Consider the following 17,403-nt stretch of genomic DNA (forward strand, 5'->3'; position numbering starts at 1 on the left):
GCAAGGGTGCCCGGCACCGCAAGCGTGGGAAGGAAGAGCCCGCGCACAGCAGCGCCTCAGGTCACCTTCTTGGCGATCGTCATGCCCAGCACGAACAGGACCACGGCGATGATGATGCCGGCCCAGAACAGGAACTTGGCGATGCCCATCGCGGCACCGGCTGCGCCGGTGAAACCCAGCGCCCCGGCCAGCAAGCCGATGATGGCGAAAATGATGGCCCACTTGATCATGTGAATTCCTTTGGCCGGTCGGGCCTGCTTCTGCAACCGATGTTCTGAAAGAAGTACCTGCCGGACGCGGTTGGCGAGGATCGACGCGGCAGGCGTGCCGAGGAAACTACGCAAGCGCCCGTGCGGCCTGCGTGAACCGGTCCGGCGCCGCGCAGGGAGGCCGGACGGCCGGGACCGGCCCGCGTCCAATCAGCGCAGTGCGGCAATCCGCCCCATCGCTGGCGCCCCCCTATCTGAACGGCGCCCTCGCCCTGCCCTGCCCCGAACAGCCGCCAAATCAATTGATTTCCGTTGAAATCAATGCCCTGGCCGCGATGTGCGATCGGCGTTCCGGCAGGCGTCGGCCGCCTTGCCTTCGCCGGCTGCAGCGAGGAGGCGGATTGATTAGAATGGGCGCCCTCGCGACGCCCAGGACTAGCTCCGGATACGTCGCTTTTTTGTTTTTTGTTTCCCCCCACCAGGCAAGGTCCCTGGTCATGGCGCCCGGCGCCAGCGACACGAGCGGAGCCCCACCGATGCTTTTCGAAACCCTCGAAACCTCCGGCCACGAACAGGTCGTCTTCTGCTACAGCCCCGATGCCGGGCTGCGCGCCATCATCGCCCTGCACAGCACCGTGCTGGGTCCGGCACTGGGCGGGGTGCGCATGCGCCCGTACGGCAGCACCGAGGCGGCACTGCTCGATGCGCTGCGCCTGAGCCGGACCATGACCTACAAGAACGCCCTGGCCGGACTCAACGTCGGCGGCGGCAAGGCGGTGATCATCGGCGACCCCAAGGTCGACAAGACCGAGGTGCTGTTCCGCGCCTTCGGCCGCTACGTCGAGTCGCTGGGCGGGCGCTACATCACCGCCGAGGACGTGGGCACCGACGTCAACGACATGGAGCAGATCTACCTGGAGAGCGGCTGCGTCACCGGCGTCCACCAGATCCACGGCGGCTCCGGCGATCCGGCGCCGTTCACCGCCTACGGCGCGCTGCAGGCGCTGATGGCCTCGCTCAACCGCCAGTTCGGCCACGAGGAAGTGGGCAAGGCCAGCATCGCCGTGCAGGGTCTGGGCCACATCGGCATGGAACTGGTGAAGCTGCTCAAGGAGCGCGGCGCCAAGCTGTTCGTCACCGACCTGGATGCGGCGCTGGTGGAACGCGCGGTCAGCGAGTACGGCGCCGAGGCGGTCAAGCCGGACGAGATCTACGAGGTCGCCGCCGATGTCTTCGCCCCCTGCGCACTGGAAGGCACGCTCAACGAGCAGACGCTGCCCAGGCTGAAGGCCAAGGTCGTATGCGGCACCGCCAACAACCAGCTGGCCACGCCGCAGATCGGCGAGGAACTGCAGCGGCGCGGCATCCTGTACGCGCCCGATTACGCGGTCAACGCCGGCGGGGTGATGAACGTGTCGCTGGAGATCGACGGCTACAACCGCGAGCGCGCGATGCGGCTGATCCGCAGCATCTACCACACGCTGGGCCGCATCTTCGACCTGGCCGAGCACGAGGCCATCGCGCCGCAGCAGGCCGCCGACCGCATCGCCCAGGCGCGCATCGACGCCATCGGCAAGCTGAAGCTGCCGCTCGGACGCAGCCAGCCGCGTTTCATGGGAAAACTGCGCGGGGAGCGTTGAGTCTTCGCGCCCCCTCCCCCTGTCTCTCGCCGACCCCCAGGCCGTCCCGCACGGACGGCATTGACCCCCTGCAAGGCTCCGTAGCTTCCGCTACACGACCCCGCATCGCGCCAGAACCGAGGCTGCCGGAACAGCCCTTTTCACCCCGCAACAGGGGAAACCCGCGATGCATCACCCCGCTCCACTGTCCTTGCTCGCCACAGGCATGTATTTCCAGGACTGATCGCCGCGGTGCGCCGACATCCGTTGCATCCACGCAGGCGGCCCGATGGCCGCCTGCGCGCTTTCCGGGTTCCCGCGCCGAGCCCGCGAGCGCGGCCGATGCCGGTGCCGCGGCAGATCGGCGCCGTGGGCGGTGGCGGCGTATCGATGCCACGCCGCCACGACCTCGGCCTAAAGTCCGATTGGCGGCCCGCCATCGGCGCGCCGATAATCCGGGATCACTCGTTACCCCGGTAATGCCCATGTCAGACATCGTCATCGCAGGCGCCATGCGCACCGCCATCGGCTCCTTCCTCGGCCAGTTCAGCGGCGTGCCCACGCCGACCCTCGGCGCGGCGGCGATCGGCGCGGCGCTGCGGCAGGCCGGTGTCGACGCGGACGCCGTATCGGAAGTGATCATGGGCTGCGTGCTGCCGGCCAATCTCGGCCAGGCACCGGCACGCCAGGCGGCGCTGGCCGCCGGCATCCCGGCGTCCACCGGCGCCACCACCATCAACAAGGTCTGCGGCTCGGGCATGAAGGCGATCATGCTCGGCCACGACCTGATCAAGGCCGGCTCGGCCGGCGTGGTGGTCGCCGGCGGCATGGAGTCGATGAGCAATGCCCCGCACCTGATTCCGCATTCGCGCACCGGCAACCGCTACGGCAGTTTCGAGGTGGTGGACCACATGGCCTGGGACGGCCTGACCAATCCCTACGATGGCCAGGCGATGGGCGTGTTCGGCGAGCAGGCGGTGCGCAAGTACGGCTTCAGCCGCGAGGAACAGGACGCCTACGCCATCGAGTCGGTCAGGCGCGCGCAGGCCGCACAGGCCAGCGGCGCGTTCGACGGCGAGATCGTCCCGGTCAAGGTCGCCACCCGCAAGGGCGAGCTCGAGTACGCCAGCGACGAGCAGCCCGGCCGGTCGGACATCGGCAAGATCCCCACGCTCAGGCCGGCCTTCGCCAAGGACGGTACCATCACCGCGGCCAGCGCCTCCAGCATCTCCGACGGCGCCGCCGCCGCCGTGCTGCTGAGCGGCGACGAGGCCTCGCGCCTCGGCGTGCAGCCGTTGGCCCGCATCGTCGGCCATGCCACGTTCTCGCAGGCGCCGGAGTGGTTCACCACCGCACCGGTGGGAGCGATCGACAAGCTGCTGCGGCAGGTCGGCTGGAGCGTCGGCGAGGTGGACCTGTTCGAGGTCAACGAGGCGTTCGCGGTCGTGGCCATGGTGCCCATGCGCGATCTCGGCATCGCCCACGACAGGCTCAACGTGAACGGCGGCGCCTGTGCGCTGGGACATCCCATCGGCGCTTCCGGCGCGCGCCTGGTGGTGACCCTGCTCAATGCCCTGCGCAAGCGCGGCGGCAAGCGTGGAGTGGCCTCTCTGTGCATCGGTGGCGGCGAAGCGACAGCCATCGCCATCGAATTGATTTGATTGGAATTAACGGCCATTACACAAATATGAATGCGCATATGCTTGACACCCGACTTGGGCTTGTCATCATGTTGCCGGCGCGCAATTGCGCGTTGCCTAACTAACGACGAGGATTGATCACAATGAGCATCAACAAGCTGCTGATCGCACTGGCTCTGGGTCTGGCCCTGGCTGCGTGCTCGAAGCAGGAGCAGGCCCAGGACGCCGCTGCTTCCGCTGACCAGGCCGCCACCGACGCCCAGGCCGCTGCCGACCAGGCCGCTGCTGCCGGCGCCGAGACCGCCGACGCTGCCCAGGCCGCTGCCGACACCGCCGCCACTGCTGCCGACACCGCCGCCGACGCTTCGTCTGCTGCTGCCGGCGCTTCGACCGATGCCGCTGCCGACCAGGCTGCCGACGCTGCCAAGGCTGCCGAAGGCACCGCCGAGCAGGCCAAGGACGCTGCCGAAGAAGCCAAGAAGTAATAACTTCTCCGCTTTCAGCAAGTCTGGAAAAGCCGCTGGTTCGCCAGCGGCTTTTTCTTTGGCTGCGCAGGAGACTCATGCCGTCGCAGAAACTCCTGGGGGAATGACTGACTGTAGGAGCGACTTCAGTCGCGATGAGGCTTTACCAGGAAAGCCCCTCGCGACTGAAGTCGCTCCTACAGTTATTTCTGTATCGTTCCTGCGATCTGCTGCGGCGTTGACGCCGGCTGCATGCACCCGCGCCTACGCTGCCGGTGTCGATTCCGACACTCCAAGGAGCGTTTCATGAAGAAGATGCCACTCGCCCTGCTGATCGGCGGCATGGTGCTTGCCGTTGCCGCCTGCAAGGGACCGGAAGCCGAACGTGCCAAGCGCGACGCGGCGCAGGCCGCCGACAGCGCCGCCGCGGCCACCCGCGAAGCCGCCGACAAGGCTGCCGACGCGACCCGCGAGGCGGCGGACAAGGCAGCGGCCGCCACCCGCGAAGCGGCACACGACACGCGCGAGCACCTGAGCCGCGCAGCCGATGACGCCGACGCGGCCACCCGGCGCGCCGCCGCCAATGCCAGCGACGCCACGGCCGACGCCGCCGAGTCGGCGGCCGACAAGACCCGCGAGACCGCCGACCGGGCCGAGCGCCGGGCCGAGGAAAAGCAGCCCTGAGGCGACGGCGCAGCCGAGGCCCATGACGGGCCGGCCGAGGGATCGGCCGGCCCGTTCCGTATCCGGCTTGCGCACGAACTCGACCACCCAGGTAGGAGCGACTTCAGTCGCGATGGGGCTTTATCGGTGAAGCCTCATCGCGACTGAAGTCGCTCCTACAGTCGCTCCTGCAGGTCGCTGCTACGGGCGTCCCGCCTGCGACGGGCCGGCTCCTCCCACACCGGCCCGCCGCGGCTTCAACCGGGCAAGGCGCGCTCCAGCAGCCGGGCGTCCACCAGCTCCGGCGGCAGCGTCCCCAGCGCCGATCCGTGCTCGCCGCCGAGGCGGCTGCGCACGAACGCCTCGGCCGCGGGACTGCCGCTGCGCAACAGCAATGCCGCCTGCAGCGCCAGCGCCAGGCGTTCGGTGACGAGCCGGGCGGCGGCCGGCTGCGGCTCGTCCGCGAGCTGGCGCCGGATCTGCGACAGCGCACCGTCCAGCGACGGATGCAGGCCGGCAGCGGCCGCCAGTTCGTCGTTCACGGCCTGCAGCGTGCGCGGTTCGCGTGCCAGCGCGCGCAGCACGTCCAGGCACTGGATGTTGCCGCTGCCCTCCCAGATCGAGTTGAGCGGCGCCTGCCGGTACAGCCGCGGCAGCATCGATTCCTCGACGTAGCCGGCGCCGCCCAGGCATTCCTGCGCCTCGTTGACGAACGCCGGCGCGCGCTTGCACAGCCAGTACTTGCCCAGCGCGGTGGCGATGCGCGCGAACGCCGCCTCGCCCTGGTCGCGGCCGGCGGCATCGACCGCTCGCGCCACCCGCAGCGCGAGCGCGGTGGCCGCCTCCGACTCGATCGCCAGGTCCGCCAGCACGTTGCGCATCAGCGGCTGCTCGGACAGCAGCCGGCCGAAGGCGGCGCGATGGCGGGCGTGGTGCAGCGCCTGCGCCAGCGCCATGCGCATCTGCGCGGCGGCGCCGAGCATGCAGTCCAGCCGGGTCATCATCACCATCTCGATGATGGTGGCCACGCCGCGCCCTTCCTCGCCGACGCGTTGCGCCCAGGCGCCGCAGAACTCGACCTCGCTGGAGGCGTTGGACCAGTCGCCGAGCTTGTCCTTGAGCCGCATCAGCCGGAAGGCATTCTTGTCGCCATCGGGCAGGCGCCGCGGCAGCAGGAAGCAGCTCAGCCCGCCCGGCGCCTGCGCCAGCACCAGGAAGCCGTCGGACATCGGCGCCGAGAAGAACCACTTGTGGCCGACCAGGCGGTAGCCGTCGCCGCCATCCGGCGAGGCGATGGTGGCGTTGCTGCGCACGTCCGAGCCGCCCTGCTTCTCGGTCATGCCCATGCCCAGGGTGATGCCGGCCTTGGCGGCGACGGGCACGTCGCGCGGGTCGTAGTGCGCGGCGGCGGCCTTGTCTGCCCACTCGCGCAGCGCCGGGTGCTGGCGCAGCACCGCCACCGCGGCGTGGGTCATGGTCAGCGGGCAACTGGTGCCGGCCTCGACCTGATGGTGCAGGTAGCTCAGCGCGGCCCGGGCCACGTGCGCGCCGGGCTGCGGCGACTGCCACGACAGCCCGGCCACGCCGTGCTGCTTGGCCGCCTGCAGCAGCCGGTGGTAGGCCGGATGGAACTCGACCGTGTCGATGCGGTGGCCATGGCGGTCGTGGCTGCGCAGGCGCGGCCGGTCGCGGTTGGCGTCGAAGCCGATGCGGTACAGCTCGCCGCCGGCCAGCGCGCCGTAGCCGGCGAGTTGCGGCACGAAGGCCTGCGCGCCCTCGCGCACGACCGCCTCGCGCAGCACGGCGTCGTCGCGCCACAGGTCGCGCTCCTCGAACGGCGGCGGCTGGTTGGCCACCTGGTGGGTTTCGAACGGCGGCGCCTCGGCGGCGGGCAATGTGTCGTGCATTACGTTCCTCCTCCCGGATCGTGGGTCCGATTCTCCACCAATCCGGCCGGCGCGCGGCCCGGGCAAGCCCAGGAGCATGGGCAGCGATACCCGTCGGGTGGCGCCGCGCTTGAATGCTCCCGGCAGGTGCCGGGCGATTCTCATCTCCTGCACGCCGGGCCGGTCACGATGGCGGCATGACCGATCCACAGGACCGCGACCTGGTGGTGCTGCGTCCGGAGGGGCTGTACTGCCCGGCCGGCGATTTCCACATCGACCCCTGGCAGCCGGTGCCGCGCGCGCTGATCACCCACGGCCACGGCGACCATGCGCGCACCGGCATGGGCGAGTACCACTGCAGCACGCCCGGCCTGCCGATCCTGCGCTGGCGCCTGGGCGAGCAGCGCTACCACGCGCACGACTACGGCGAGGCGTTCGCGCTCGGCGGCGCGCGCGTGTCGCTGCACCCGGCCGGGCACGTGCTGGGCTCGGCGCAGGTACGGATCGAGGTCGATGGCGAGGTCTGGGTGGTCTCGGGCGACTACAAGCGCCAGGCCGACCCGACCTGCGCGCCGTTCGAGGTGGTGCGCTGCGACACGTTCATCACCGAATCCACCTTCGGCCTGCCGGTCCACCGCTGGCCCGACACCGCCGCGGTCGCCGCCGAGATCGTGCAGTGGCGGCGCGAGTGCGGTCAGCGCGGCGAGGCGGCGGTGCTGTTCTGCTATGCGCTGGGCAAGGCGCAGCGGCTGCTGGCCGAGCTGCTGCCGCTGGAGACGCAGCCGGCGCTGCTGCACGGGGCGATCGCCGCGGGCGTGGAGGTCTACCGCCAGGCCGGCGTGGCGATGCTGGACACCGTTCCGGTAGCCGGGCAGGCGCGCGGCGCCGACTTCGCCGGTCAGCTGGTGCTGGCGCCACCGTCGGCAGCCGGCAGCCCGTGGCTGCGCCGCTTCCGCCACGCCCAGCAGGGTTTCGCCTCGGGCTGGATGCGAATCCGCGGCAATCGCCGCCGGCGCAACTACGACCGCGGCTTCGTCATCTCCGACCACGCCGACTGGCCGGGGCTGCTGCGCACCATCGCCGAGACCGGCGCGCGGCGGGTGATCGCCACCCATGGCGACACCCATGCGCTGGTCCGGCTGCTGCGCGAACAGGGCGTGGCGGCCGAGTCCCTGGGCACCGAATTCGGCGCGGAGGAATGACATGCCTGCACCGTCTGCGATGAAGCGCCGGCCACTGCGGTTCCCCGCACGCGAGGGGAAGCGCGCATGAAGCGCTTCGCCGCGCTCTACCGCGAGCTGGACCGCAGCACCGCCACGCTGGACAAGCGCGCGGCGCTGCTGCGCTATTTCCGCGACGCGCCCGCGCACGACGCGGCGTGGGCGCTGTACCTGCTGTGCGGCGGCAAGATCGCCGGGGCCAGGCGCCGCATCGGCGCCAGCGGCGAGCTGCGGCGCTGGCTGGCCGAGACCGCGGGACTGCCGGACTGGCTGGTGGACGAGAGCTACGACCAGGTCGGCGACCTCGCCGAGACCCTGGCGCTGCTGCTGGACGACCCGCCCACAGCGGCTGCCGACCTGGCGCTGGCCGAATGGATCGAGGGGCGGCTGCTGCCGCTGGCCAACCGCCCGGAGGAGGAACGGCGCGCGGCGATCGTCGCGGCCTGGCGCTCGCTGGCCTTCGACGAGCGCCTGCTGTTCAACAAGCTGCTGACCGGCGCGCTGCGGGTGGGCGTGTCGCAGCGGCTGGTGCAGCAGGCGCTGGCCGAACTGTCCGGCATCGACATCGCGCGCATCGCCCAGCGCATGCTCGGCGAGTGGACGCCGTCGCCGGCGCTGCTGCCGGCGCTGCTCAGCGCCGGCGAGCTGCCGGGCGACCGCCAGCAGCCCTACCCGTTCTTCCTCGCCTCGCCACTGGAAGCGGCGGCCGCCACGCTGGGCGAGAGCGGCGACTGGCTGCTGGAATGGAAATGGGACGGCATCCGCGTGCAGCTGATCCGCCGCGGCGACGGCGTGGCGCTGTGGTCGCGCGGCGAGGAGCGGCTCGACGGCCGCTTCCCGGAAATCGAGCAGGCGGCGATGCATCTTCCCGAAGGCACGGTGCTCGACGGCGAACTGCTGGTCTGGCAAAAAGGCGAACCCGCTCCCTTGCCGTTCACCGCGCTGCAGACGCGTATCCAGCGCCGCAAGCCCGGCGCGAAGACGCTGGCCGCCACCCCGGCGCGGGTGATGGCCTACGACCTGCTGGAACTGGCCGGCGCGGACCTGCGCCAGCAGCCGCTGCGGCAGCGCCGCGCGCAGCTGGACGACGTGCTGGACACCCTGGGCGATGCGCGCATCCAGGCCTCGCCGCTGCTCGATGCCGCCGACTGGGACGCCGCCGCGCAACTGCGCGAAGGTTCGCGCGAGCGCGGCGTGGAAGGATTGATGCTCAAGCGCGCGACCTCGCCCTACCAGGCCGGGCGCCGCCGTGGCGACTGGTGGAAGTGGAAGATCGATCCGCTGACCATCGATGCGGTGCTGCTGTACGCGCAATCCGGCCACGGCCGCCGCAGCACGCTGTACACCGACTACACCTTCGGCGTGTGGGACGGCGATGCGCTGGTGCCGGTGGCCAAGGCCTATTCCGGGCTGGACGATGCCGAGATCCTGAAACTGGACCGCTGGATCCGCGCCAACACCCGCGAGCGCTTCGGCCCGGTGCGCGCGGTCGCGCCGCTGCAGGTGTTCGAGCTCGGCTTCGAGGCGGTGAACCGCAGCACGCGGCACAAGTCCGGCATCGCCGTGCGCTTCCCGCGCATCCTGCGCTGGCGCCACGACAAGCCGGCGGCCGAGGCGGACACGCTGGCGGCGCTGCAGGCGCTGGCGCGATGAAGCCTGGGCGCGGCGAGCGCGCCGCGATGGCGGCGCTGCGGGCCTGGTTCGCCGCGCAGGGCTGGAAGCCGCTGCCGTTCCAGCGGCAGATGTGGCGCCGCTACCTGGACGGCGAATCCGGGCTGCTGCATACGCCGACCGGCAGCGGCAAGACCCTGGCGGCGTTCGGCGGCCCGCTGCTGCAGGCGCTGGCCGCCACCCCGGCACGGGACTCGGCGCCGACGCCGGCACGCAGGCGGCGCAGCCCGCCGCGGCAACTGCAGGTGCTGTGGGTCACCCCGCTGCGGGCGCTCGCCGCCGATACCCTGCGCGCGCTGCGCGCGCCGGCCGAGGCGCTGGGCCTGGACTGGCAGATCGGCCTGCGCACCGGCGACGCCAGCGCGCGCGACAAGCGCCTGGCGCGCGACGGCAAGCTCGACGCATTGGTCATCACCCCCGAATCGCTGGCCCTGCTGCTGTCCTATCCGGATACCGCGCCGCGGCTGGCGGGCCTGCGCTGCGTGATCGTCGACGAATGGCACGAACTGCTCGGCAACAAGCGCGGCGTACTGCTGCAGCTGTGCCTGGCCCGGCTGCGCGCGCTGGCGCCCGGGCTGCGTACCTGGGGGCTGTCGGCCACGCTGGGCAACCTGGCGCAGGCGCGCGACGTGCTGCTGCCGCAGCAGCCCGACGCGGCCATCGTCGCCGGGGTGAAGCCGCGCACGCTGACGCTGGAGACGCTGCGCCCGGCTGGCGGCGAACGCTTTCCCTGGGCCGGCCACCTCGGCCTGGCGCAGTTGCCGCGGGTGCTGGAGAAGCTGCTGGCGGTGCGCACCAGCGTGCTGTTCACCAACACCCGCTCGCAGGCCGAGCTGTGGCACCAGGCGCTGGCGTCGGTGTGGCCGGAGGAGCCGCACACGCTGGCGCTGCACCACGGTTCGCTTGACCCGGCGCTGCGCACCGCGGCCGAGGACGGACTGCGCCACGGCAGCGTGCGCTGCGTGGTCGCCACCTCCAGCTTGGACCTGGGCGTGGACTTCCCGGCGGTGGACCAGGTGCTGCAGGTCGGCAGCCCCAAGGGGGTGTCGCGGCTGCTGCAGCGCGCCGGCCGTGCGCGCCATCGTCCCGGCCAGGCCGGGCACATCGTCTGCGTGCCGTCGCACGCGCTGGAACTGGTCGAGTACGCCGCCGCGCGCCGCGCCGTGGCCGCCGGCCGCATCGAGTCGCGCGTGCCGCCGCGGCTGTCGCTGGACGTGCTGGCGCAGCACTGCGTGAGCTGCGCGCTGGGCGGCGGCTTCGACGCCGGCGCGCTGCTTGCCGAGATCCGCGGCACCGACGCCTTCGCCGCGCTCGACGACGCCACCTGGCAGGCGGTGCTCGACTTCATCGTGCAGGGCGGCCGGGCGCTGTCGCACTACCCGGACTTCCGCAAGGTCGAGCGCGACGAGAACGGCCGCCACGTGGTGCGCGAACGCCGCGTGGCGCTGCGCCACCGCCTGTCCATCGGCACCATCGTCGGCGACGGCAGCGTGGCGGTGCGCTTCCTGCGCGGCGGCCCGCTGGGCGCGGTGGAGGAGCAGTTCGTCGGCCGGCTGCGCCGCGGCGACCGCTTCCAGTTCGCCGGGCGCCAGCTGGAGCTGGTGCGGCTGCAGGACATGACCGCCTACGTGCGGCTGGCCAAGGGCGGCGACGGCAGCGTGCCGAAGTGGATGGGCGGGCGCATGCCGCTGTCGTCCGAACTCGCCCACGAGGTCGAGGCGGTGTTCGCCGCGCCGGGCGATGCGCCGGAGATGCGCACGCTGGCGCCGCTGCTTGACCTGCAGCAGCGGCTGTCGTCGCTGCCGGCTCCGGGGCGGCTGCTGGCCGAATCGATCCGTACCCGCGATGGCCGCCACCTGTTCCTGTACCCGTTCGCCGGGCGCCAGGTGCACGAGGGCCTGGCCGCGCTGCTGTCGCTGCGCTGGGGACGCAGGCAGCGCAACAGCTTCGATTTCTCCGCCAACGACTACGGCCTGGTGCTGACGCCGGCCGCCGACGCGGCGCTGGATGCCGGGCTGCTGCGCGAACTGCTCGCCCCCGGGGAGCTGCTGCAGGACCTGCGCGAAAGCCTCAACCTGGGCGAGCTGGCGCGCCGCCAGTTCCGCGAGATCGCCCGCATCGCCGGCCTGCTGCCGCCGTCCCTGCCCGGCCGCGCCGCCCGCAGCATGCGCCAGCTGCAGGCCTCCAGCGGCCTGCTGTACGACGTGCTGGAACGCCATGATCCCGGCCACCTGCTGCTGGCGCAGGCCGAGCGCGAGGTGCTAGAAGGCCAGCTGGAATTCAGCCGGCTGGCGGCGACGCTGCAGGACTGTGCCGGCCGCGAACTGCGCCTGCACGCGCCGCGCGGCCTGACCCCGTTGTCGTTCCCGCTGTGGGCCGAACGCCGCCGCGGCCAGCTCAGCACCGAGGACTGGAAGGCGCGGGTGCTGCGCGCGGCGGCGCAGCTGGAGCAGCGCCATGGGCAATGAGGTGGAACTCGAACTGGCCGGCGAGCACGTGCTGCTGCTCGGCGATCGCGCGCTGTACCGGCCGCGGCGGCGCATGCTGCTGATCGCCGACCTGCACCTGGGCAAGGGCGACGCGTTCCGCCGCGCCGGCATCGCCCTGCCCACCGGCGGCACCGGGCACGACCTGCAGCGGCTCGATGCGCTGCTGCAGGCATACCGCTGCGACTCGCTGTGGATGCTCGGCGACATCCTGCACGGCCCGGCGCCGCGCGCCGACTGGCAACGGCGCTGGTGCGCCTGGCGCGAACGCCATCCGGCGCTGGCGGTGATGGCGATCCGCGGCAACCACGACCGCGCCCTGGCCGGCGCCGCGCTGGGCATCGAGGTGGCCGGCGAGCAGGTCGAGGACGGCCCGTTCGCGCTGCGCCACGACCCGGCGCCGCACCCTCGGCTGCACGTGCTGTGCGGCCACCTGCACCCGCAGGTGGCACTGCCCGGCCTGCGCCGCCGCTGGCCGGCGTTCTGGCTGCGTGCGCAGGCGACCGTGCTGCCGGCGTTCTCGCAGTTCACCGCCGGCGTGGCGCCGGTGCTGCAGCCAGGCGAGCGGCTGGTGGCCTGTGTCGAAGGCGAGGCGGTCGCGCTGCCGGAACAGCGCTGAGATGCCGCCCCCTCCCTTGCGCGCGGCGCAGGGGAGGGTTGGGGAGGGGTGCCGTTGCTTGGGCTTTGATCTTCCTGGTTGGCAACGCGTCGCTGACACCCCCGCAATCGAGAGCTGATGCAATGCTCGCGGCAAAGCCCCAAAGCACCCCTCCCCAACCCTCCCCTTCGCCTTCGGCGAAAGGGAGGGAGCGGAGCACGCCCCGGCTGCTACGGGTCAGGGGTCTCGCGCTCCTGCCGCTTGACCCGCTGCCAGCAGGCCTCCTGCCGGTCCAGCGAAAGCTCCGCCAGCGTGGTGCCGTCCGCGCGCGCCAGCGCCTCCATCGCACGGAAGCGGCGTTCGAACTTCAGGTTGGCATGGCGCAGCGCGGCGCCGACGTCGACCTTGGCATGGCGCGCCAGGTTGGCGCAGACGAACAGCACGTCGCCGATCTCGTCCTGCAGCCGCGCGTGGTTGCCGGCGACGTCGCCGCGTGCGAACTCCGCCCGCACCTCGGCGAGCTCCTCGCCCAGCTTCTCCAGCACCGGCGCCGGACCCGGCCAGTCGAAGCCGACGCGCGCCGCGCGCGACTGCAGCTTGGTCGCGCGCTGCCACTCCGGCAGGCCGCGGGTGATGCCGGCCAGCGCCGAGGCGTCGGTCTCGCCGGCCGAGGCGCGCTCGTCCCGCTTGATCGCCTCCCAGTTGCGGCCGACCGTCTCGGCGTCGTCGGCCTGCACCTGTGCGAACACGTGCGGATGCCGCCGCACCATCTTCTCGCAGATCGACGCCACCACGTCGGCGAAGGCGAAGGCGCCCTGCTCGCTGGCCATCTGCGCATGGAACACCACCTGCAGCAGCAGGTCGCCGAGTTCGCCCTTGAGGTCCTGCAGGTCGTTGCGGTCGATCGCGTCGGCGACCTCGTAGGCCTCCTCGATCGTGTACGGCGCGATGCTGGCGAAATCCTGCTCGATGTCCCACGGGCAGCCGTGCTCGCGGTCGCGCAGGCGCGCCATGATCCGCAGCAGTTCGGCGATGTCGCCGCGGTCGGGGTTGCTCGGGTTGCTCGGCTGGTCCACGCACTCGCTCCGGAATCGAAGACCGGCATTGTAGAGCCGGGCTTGTGCCTGCATCCCTTTTCGGGGCCCGGCTGAGGCTTTCCCGGCTGAGCCCAGCCGAGCAAAGCTCCGCTCTACGCGGAAGCGCTCGGCCGATGCACCAGCCCGGCACTACGCCGGCAGCCAGTCGCGCCAGGGCAGCGCCGGGTCGCCCAGGGCGATGAAGTCGCCGTTGATCAGCGTCTCGCGGCGGTTGTAGCGGAACGGCTTGCCGCTCGCCGCGGACAGCAGCGCGCCGCCGGCGGCATGCAGCACGCACTGGCCGGCGGCGGTGTCCCACTCGCAGGTGTGGCCGAAACGCGGGTAGACGTCGATCTCGCCCTCGGCGATGCGGCAGAACTTCAGCGACGAGCCCTGCGGCACCCGCTCGATCTCGCCCATGCGCGCCAGCAGCGCGTCGGTGCGCGCATCGCGCCAGGAACGGCTGGCCGCCACCCGCAGCGGCGCGGCGGCCGGCACCCGGGTGCGCAGCGCGACGTCGCGGTAGCCCTCGCGGCGGTAGGCCTGCTCGCCCTTGACCGCGTGCCAGATGCGTCCGTCCACCGGCGCCTGGACCACGCCGAACACCGGCGCGCCCTGGTGGATCAGGGCGATGTTGACGCTGAACTCGCCGTTGCGCTTGACGAACTCGCGGGTGCCGTCGAGCGGGTCGACCAGCCAGTAGCTGGCCCAGTGCCGGCGCACGTCCCACGGCACCGCGGCCGATTCCTCCGACAGCACCGGCACGTCCGGCGTCAACCGCGCCAGGGCATCGACGATGACCCGGTTGGCCGCCAGGTCGGCGCCGGTGACCGGGCTGTCGTCGGCCTTGTGGTCGACCTCGAAATCGGTGCCGTACACCCGCATGATCGCGGCGCCGGCCTGCTGGGCGATGGCGATGACGGTTTCGCGCAGGTCGGTGGTCAGGCGGATCACCCCTGCCGCTCCAGCCACTCGCGGGCGATGAACAGCGCGGCCAGCGAGCGGCCCTCGGAGAAATCCTCGCGCAGCATCAGCCGGTCGAGTTCGGAGAGCTTCCACGGCACCACTTCCAGTTCCTCCGGCTCGTCGCCCGGCAGCTTCTCCGGGTAGAGGTCGCGGGCCACCACCAGCCACGACTGGTGGCTCATGTAGGTGGGCGCCAGCGTCATCGCGCGCAGCACGTCCAGGCGGCGGGCGCCGTAGCCGGCCTCTTCCTTGAGTTCGCGGTCGGCCGCCTGCGCCGGGGTCTCCTCGCCGTCGATGCGGCCCTTCACCAGGCCCAGCTCGTAGCGCTCGACGCCGGCGGCGTACTCGCGCACCAGCAGCACCGTCTGCGCGTCGAGCATCGGCACCACCACCACCGCGCCGCGGCCGGTGCCGCGCTGGCGGTAGTACAGGCGCCGCTCGCCGTTGGCGAACTCCAGGTCCAGTTCCTCCAGCCTGCGGTCCGGCGAATCGCCGCTGCGCTCGCGCACGGCATGGATGATCGGCAGGCGGTGGCTCACGGCCGGGTCCCGACGCTGCCGGGCGCGGCCGATACAATGTGCTGATGCAAGAACGTCTCCATGAAGCCGAAATCCTAGCAGACCGGACCGCCGCGGAGTCTGCCGAATCGTGGCGGCAACGCGACCTGTCGGTGCTGTGGCACCCGTGCACGCAGATGCGCGAACACCCGGGCACGCTGCCGCTGGTACCGATCAGCCACGGCCGCGGCGCCTGGCTGGTCGGCCACGACGGCCGCCACTACCTGGATGCGGTAAGCAGCTGGTGGACCAACCTGTTCGGCCACGCCGAGCCGCGCATCGCCGCGGCCGTCGCCGCCCAGGCGGGCCGGCTGGAACAGGTGATGCTGGCCGGCTTCAGCCACGAGCCCGCGGTCAGGCTGGCCGAGCGGCTGCTGGACATCGCCCCGCGCGAGCCGGGACGCGCGCCGCTGGCCAAGGTGTTCTACGCCGACAACGGCTCGGCCGGGGTCGAGGCGGCGCTGAAGATGGCCTTCCACTGGTTCCACAACCGCGGCGAGCACGGCCGCACCCGCTTCGTGGCGCTGGAGAACGGCTACCACGGCGAGACCATCGGGGCGCTGTCGGTCGGCGACATTCCCCTCTACCGCCAGGTCTATGCGCCACTGCTGAAGGAAGCGCTGTTCGCGCCCTCGCCCGACGCCTGGCTGGCCGAGCCGGGACAGTCGCCGGCCGAGCGCGCCGAGCAGGCCGCCGCCGGCCTGGCCGCGCTGCTGGAACGCCACCCCGGCGAGGTCTGCGCGCTGATCCTGGAGCCGCGGCTGCAGTGCGCCGGCGGCATGCGCATGCACGATCCGCTGTACCTGCGCCGCGCCCGCGAGCTGTGCGACGCCCACGGCGTGCTGCTGATCGCCGACGAGATCGCCACCGGCTTCGGCCGCACCGGCACGATGTTCGCGTTCGAGCAGGCCGGCACGATGCCCGACCTGATGTGCGTGTCCAAGGGGCTGACCGGCGGTTTCCTGCCACTGGCGGCGGTGCTGGCCACGCAGGACATCTACGATGCGTTCCTGGACGACTCGCGCGAGCGCGCCTTCCTGCATTCGCACAGCTACACCGGCAATCCGCTGGCCTGCGCGGCGGCGCTGGCCTCGCTGGACATCTTCGCCAGCGACGACGTGATCGAGCGCAACCGCGTCACCGCCCAGTCCCTGCGCGCGCTGTCGGCCCCGTTCGCCGACCACCGCCATGTCGCCGACGTGCGCCAGGCCGGCATGGTGGTGGCGTTCGAACTGACCCGCGACGGCGACAGGAGCACCCCGTTCCCCGCCGGCGCCCGCATCGGCCTGCGCGCCTACCGCGCCGCACTGCAGCGCGGCGTGGTGCTGCGCCCGCTCGGCGACGTGCTGTACTGGATGCCGCCGTACTGCATCGACGCCGACCAGCTGGCATTGCTGGCCGAGACCACCCTGGCCGCGATCGACGAGGCGGTGGCATGCGCCTGACCCGCTGCCACGTCGAGCAGCCGCTGCAGGCCGGCGCCGAGCTTTCCCTGCCCGACGACGCCGCGCACCACCTGACGCGGGTGCTGCGCCTGCGCGAAGGCGACGCCTGCGTGCTGTTCAACGGCGACGGCTGCGACTACGACGCGCAGCTCACCAGCGTCGGCAAGCGCGAAGTGCGGGTGCGCCTCACCGGCCGGCGCGAACTGCACAACGAATCGCCGCTGCGCATCGTGCTGCTGCAGGGCATCGCCCGCGGCGAGAAGATGGACCTGATCCTGCAGAAGGCGACCGAGCTGGGTGTGGCCGGTTTCGTGCCGGTGCTGGCCGAGCGCACCGAGGTCCGGCTCGATGCCGAGCGCGGCGCCAAGCGGCTGGCGCACTGGCAGGAGGTGATCGCCTCGGCCTGCGGCCAGTCCGGCCGCGCGCGCGTGCCGGCAGTGCAGGCACCGCAACCGCTGGCCGAGGCCGCCGGCCTGCTGGACGCCGGGGCGCTCAGGCTCACCCTCGACCCGCACGGCGAACACCGGCTGCCGACGCTGCAGGTGTCGGCGACGATGGACGTGGTGGTGGCCATCGGCCCGGAGGGCGGCTGGTCGCCGCGCGACCGCGACACCCTCGCCGCGGCCGGCTTCAGCGGCCTGCAGCTGGGCCCGCGCGTGCTGCGCACCGAGACCGCGGGACTGGCCGCGATCGCGGCGCTGCAGGCTCGGTTCGGCGACCTGTAGCCCGGCCAGGCCGCGACGCCCTCGCAATCGCCGCTATCCGCTGCAGGCCGCGCGCTCGCGGCAGCCCCTGTAGGGGCGACTTCAGTAGCGATGGGGCTGATGGGGCTTTATCGGTGAAGCCCCATCGCGACTGAAGTCGCTCCTACGTCGCTCCTACGGGGTGTTCCTGCGGAAAGCA

At 72.0% G+C, this 17,403-nt stretch carries 14 protein-coding genes and 1 pseudogene; 10 read left to right on the forward strand and 5 right to left on the reverse strand.

What is annotated here, in order from left to right:
- Window positions 1-56: 56 nt before the first annotated feature.
- The gene (locus LRX76_RS02940) at window positions 57-230 is read right to left on the reverse strand and encodes a DUF1328 family protein (protein WP_231802607.1); all 174 of its coding nucleotides are present in this window, start codon (window positions 228-230) and stop codon (window positions 57-59) included.
- Between the two features lie 515 nt (window positions 231-745).
- Here LRX76_RS02940 and LRX76_RS02945 point away from each other — a divergent pair.
- From LRX76_RS02945 to LRX76_RS02960, 4 genes are all read left to right on the forward strand, one after another.
- Complete coding sequence (locus LRX76_RS02945; protein WP_231801925.1) at window positions 746-1,849, forward strand: Glu/Leu/Phe/Val dehydrogenase dimerization domain-containing protein; 1,104 nt, start codon at window positions 746-748, stop codon at window positions 1,847-1,849.
- Between the two features lie 464 nt (window positions 1,850-2,313).
- Window positions 2,314-3,489, forward strand: coding sequence for an acetyl-CoA C-acyltransferase (locus tag LRX76_RS02950; protein WP_231801927.1), 1,176 nt, complete (start codon window positions 2,314-2,316; stop codon window positions 3,487-3,489).
- A 122-nt stretch (window positions 3,490-3,611) separates the two neighbouring features.
- Window positions 3,612-3,953, forward strand: coding sequence for a hypothetical protein (locus tag LRX76_RS02955; RefSeq protein ID WP_231801929.1), 342 nt, complete (start codon window positions 3,612-3,614; stop codon window positions 3,951-3,953).
- A 285-nt stretch (window positions 3,954-4,238) separates the two neighbouring features.
- A complete protein-coding gene (locus tag LRX76_RS02960; protein ID WP_231801944.1) occupies window positions 4,239-4,616 on the forward strand; it encodes a hypothetical protein in 378 nt (125 codons plus the stop codon).
- Between the two features lie 236 nt (window positions 4,617-4,852).
- On the opposite strand, the gene LRX76_RS02965 is transcribed toward LRX76_RS02960, so the two are convergent.
- Window positions 4,853-6,502 carry an acyl-CoA dehydrogenase family protein gene (locus LRX76_RS02965; protein ID WP_231801947.1) on the reverse strand — a complete coding sequence of 550 codons (1,650 nt, stop codon included), beginning with the start codon at window positions 6,500-6,502 and terminating at the stop codon, window positions 4,853-4,855.
- Between the two features lie 176 nt (window positions 6,503-6,678).
- Between LRX76_RS02965 and LRX76_RS02970 the strand changes: the two genes are divergently transcribed.
- The 4 genes from LRX76_RS02970 (at window position 6,679) to pdeM (ending at window position 12,477) form a co-directional block, all read left to right on the forward strand.
- Entirely contained in the window at window positions 6,679-7,683 is a 1,005-nt protein-coding gene (locus tag LRX76_RS02970) for a ligase-associated DNA damage response exonuclease (protein WP_231801949.1), read from the forward strand.
- Between the two features lie 66 nt (window positions 7,684-7,749).
- Window positions 7,750-9,354, forward strand: coding sequence for an ATP-dependent DNA ligase (locus LRX76_RS02975; RefSeq protein ID WP_231801952.1), 1,605 nt, complete (start codon window positions 7,750-7,752; stop codon window positions 9,352-9,354).
- Window positions 9,351-11,840 carry a ligase-associated DNA damage response DEXH box helicase gene (locus tag LRX76_RS02980; protein WP_231801954.1) on the forward strand — a complete coding sequence of 830 codons (2,490 nt, stop codon included), beginning with the start codon at window positions 9,351-9,353 and terminating at the stop codon, window positions 11,838-11,840. Before LRX76_RS02975 ends, LRX76_RS02980 begins: the two co-directional genes overlap by 4 nt.
- A complete protein-coding gene (gene pdeM / locus LRX76_RS02985; RefSeq protein WP_231801956.1) occupies window positions 11,830-12,477 on the forward strand; it encodes a ligase-associated DNA damage response endonuclease PdeM in 648 nt (215 codons plus the stop codon). The genes LRX76_RS02980 and pdeM overlap by 11 nt, the downstream gene beginning before the upstream one ends.
- Before the next feature lie 227 nt (window positions 12,478-12,704).
- Here the strand turns inward: pdeM and mazG are convergent.
- From mazG to nudE, 3 genes and pseudogenes are all read right to left on the reverse strand, one after another.
- Window positions 12,705-13,532: pseudogene (gene mazG, locus LRX76_RS02990) on the reverse strand (nucleoside triphosphate pyrophosphohydrolase); the annotation flags it as partial.
- Window positions 13,533-13,682: 150 nt separating this feature from the next.
- Window positions 13,683-14,486 carry a 3'(2'),5'-bisphosphate nucleotidase CysQ gene (gene cysQ / locus LRX76_RS02995; RefSeq protein ID WP_231801960.1) on the reverse strand — a complete coding sequence of 268 codons (804 nt, stop codon included), beginning with the start codon at window positions 14,484-14,486 and terminating at the stop codon, window positions 13,683-13,685.
- Window positions 14,483-15,037, reverse strand: a complete 555-nt coding sequence (gene nudE / locus LRX76_RS03000) for an ADP compounds hydrolase NudE (protein ID WP_231801962.1) — start codon at window positions 15,035-15,037, stop codon at window positions 14,483-14,485. Before nudE ends, cysQ begins: the two co-directional genes overlap by 4 nt.
- A 44-nt stretch (window positions 15,038-15,081) precedes the next feature.
- Here nudE and bioA point away from each other — a divergent pair, with 44 nt between their 5' ends.
- The gene (bioA, locus tag LRX76_RS03005; protein WP_231801964.1) at window positions 15,082-16,500 is read left to right on the forward strand and encodes an adenosylmethionine--8-amino-7-oxononanoate transaminase; all 1,419 of its coding nucleotides are present in this window, start codon (window positions 15,082-15,084) and stop codon (window positions 16,498-16,500) included.
- Window positions 16,491-17,225 (forward strand): 16S rRNA (uracil(1498)-N(3))-methyltransferase, encoded by a 735-nt coding sequence (locus LRX76_RS03010; protein WP_231801966.1) that lies wholly within the window; start codon window positions 16,491-16,493, stop codon window positions 17,223-17,225. Before bioA ends, LRX76_RS03010 begins: the two co-directional genes overlap by 10 nt.
- The last annotated feature ends 178 nt before the right edge of the window (window positions 17,226-17,403 follow it).

Source organism: Stenotrophomonas sp. MMGLT7, assembly GCF_021168555.1.
In the GTDB taxonomy this organism is placed as follows: domain Bacteria; phylum Pseudomonadota; class Gammaproteobacteria; order Xanthomonadales; family Xanthomonadaceae; genus MMGLT7.

Coding starts and splice junctions, on each gene's coding strand:
- LRX76_RS02940 (WP_231802607.1), bottom strand. CDS start 230: ATGATCAAGTGGGCCATCATTTTCGCCATCATCGGCTTGCTGGCCGGG.
- LRX76_RS02945 (WP_231801925.1), top strand. CDS start 746: ATGCTTTTCGAAACCCTCGAAACCTCCGGCCACGAACAGGTCGTCTTC.
- LRX76_RS02950 (WP_231801927.1), top strand. CDS start 2,314: ATGTCAGACATCGTCATCGCAGGCGCCATGCGCACCGCCATCGGCTCC.
- LRX76_RS02955 (WP_231801929.1), top strand. CDS start 3,612: ATGAGCATCAACAAGCTGCTGATCGCACTGGCTCTGGGTCTGGCCCTG.
- LRX76_RS02960 (WP_231801944.1), top strand. CDS start 4,239: ATGAAGAAGATGCCACTCGCCCTGCTGATCGGCGGCATGGTGCTTGCC.
- LRX76_RS02965 (WP_231801947.1), bottom strand. CDS start 6,502: ATGCACGACACATTGCCCGCCGCCGAGGCGCCGCCGTTCGAAACCCAC.
- LRX76_RS02970 (WP_231801949.1), top strand. CDS start 6,679: ATGACCGATCCACAGGACCGCGACCTGGTGGTGCTGCGTCCGGAGGGG.
- LRX76_RS02975 (WP_231801952.1), top strand. CDS start 7,750: ATGAAGCGCTTCGCCGCGCTCTACCGCGAGCTGGACCGCAGCACCGCC.
- LRX76_RS02980 (WP_231801954.1), top strand. CDS start 9,351: ATGAAGCCTGGGCGCGGCGAGCGCGCCGCGATGGCGGCGCTGCGGGCC.
- pdeM (WP_231801956.1), top strand. CDS start 11,830: ATGGGCAATGAGGTGGAACTCGAACTGGCCGGCGAGCACGTGCTGCTG.
- bioA (WP_231801964.1), top strand. CDS start 15,082: ATGCAAGAACGTCTCCATGAAGCCGAAATCCTAGCAGACCGGACCGCC.
- LRX76_RS03010 (WP_231801966.1), top strand. CDS start 16,491: ATGCGCCTGACCCGCTGCCACGTCGAGCAGCCGCTGCAGGCCGGCGCC.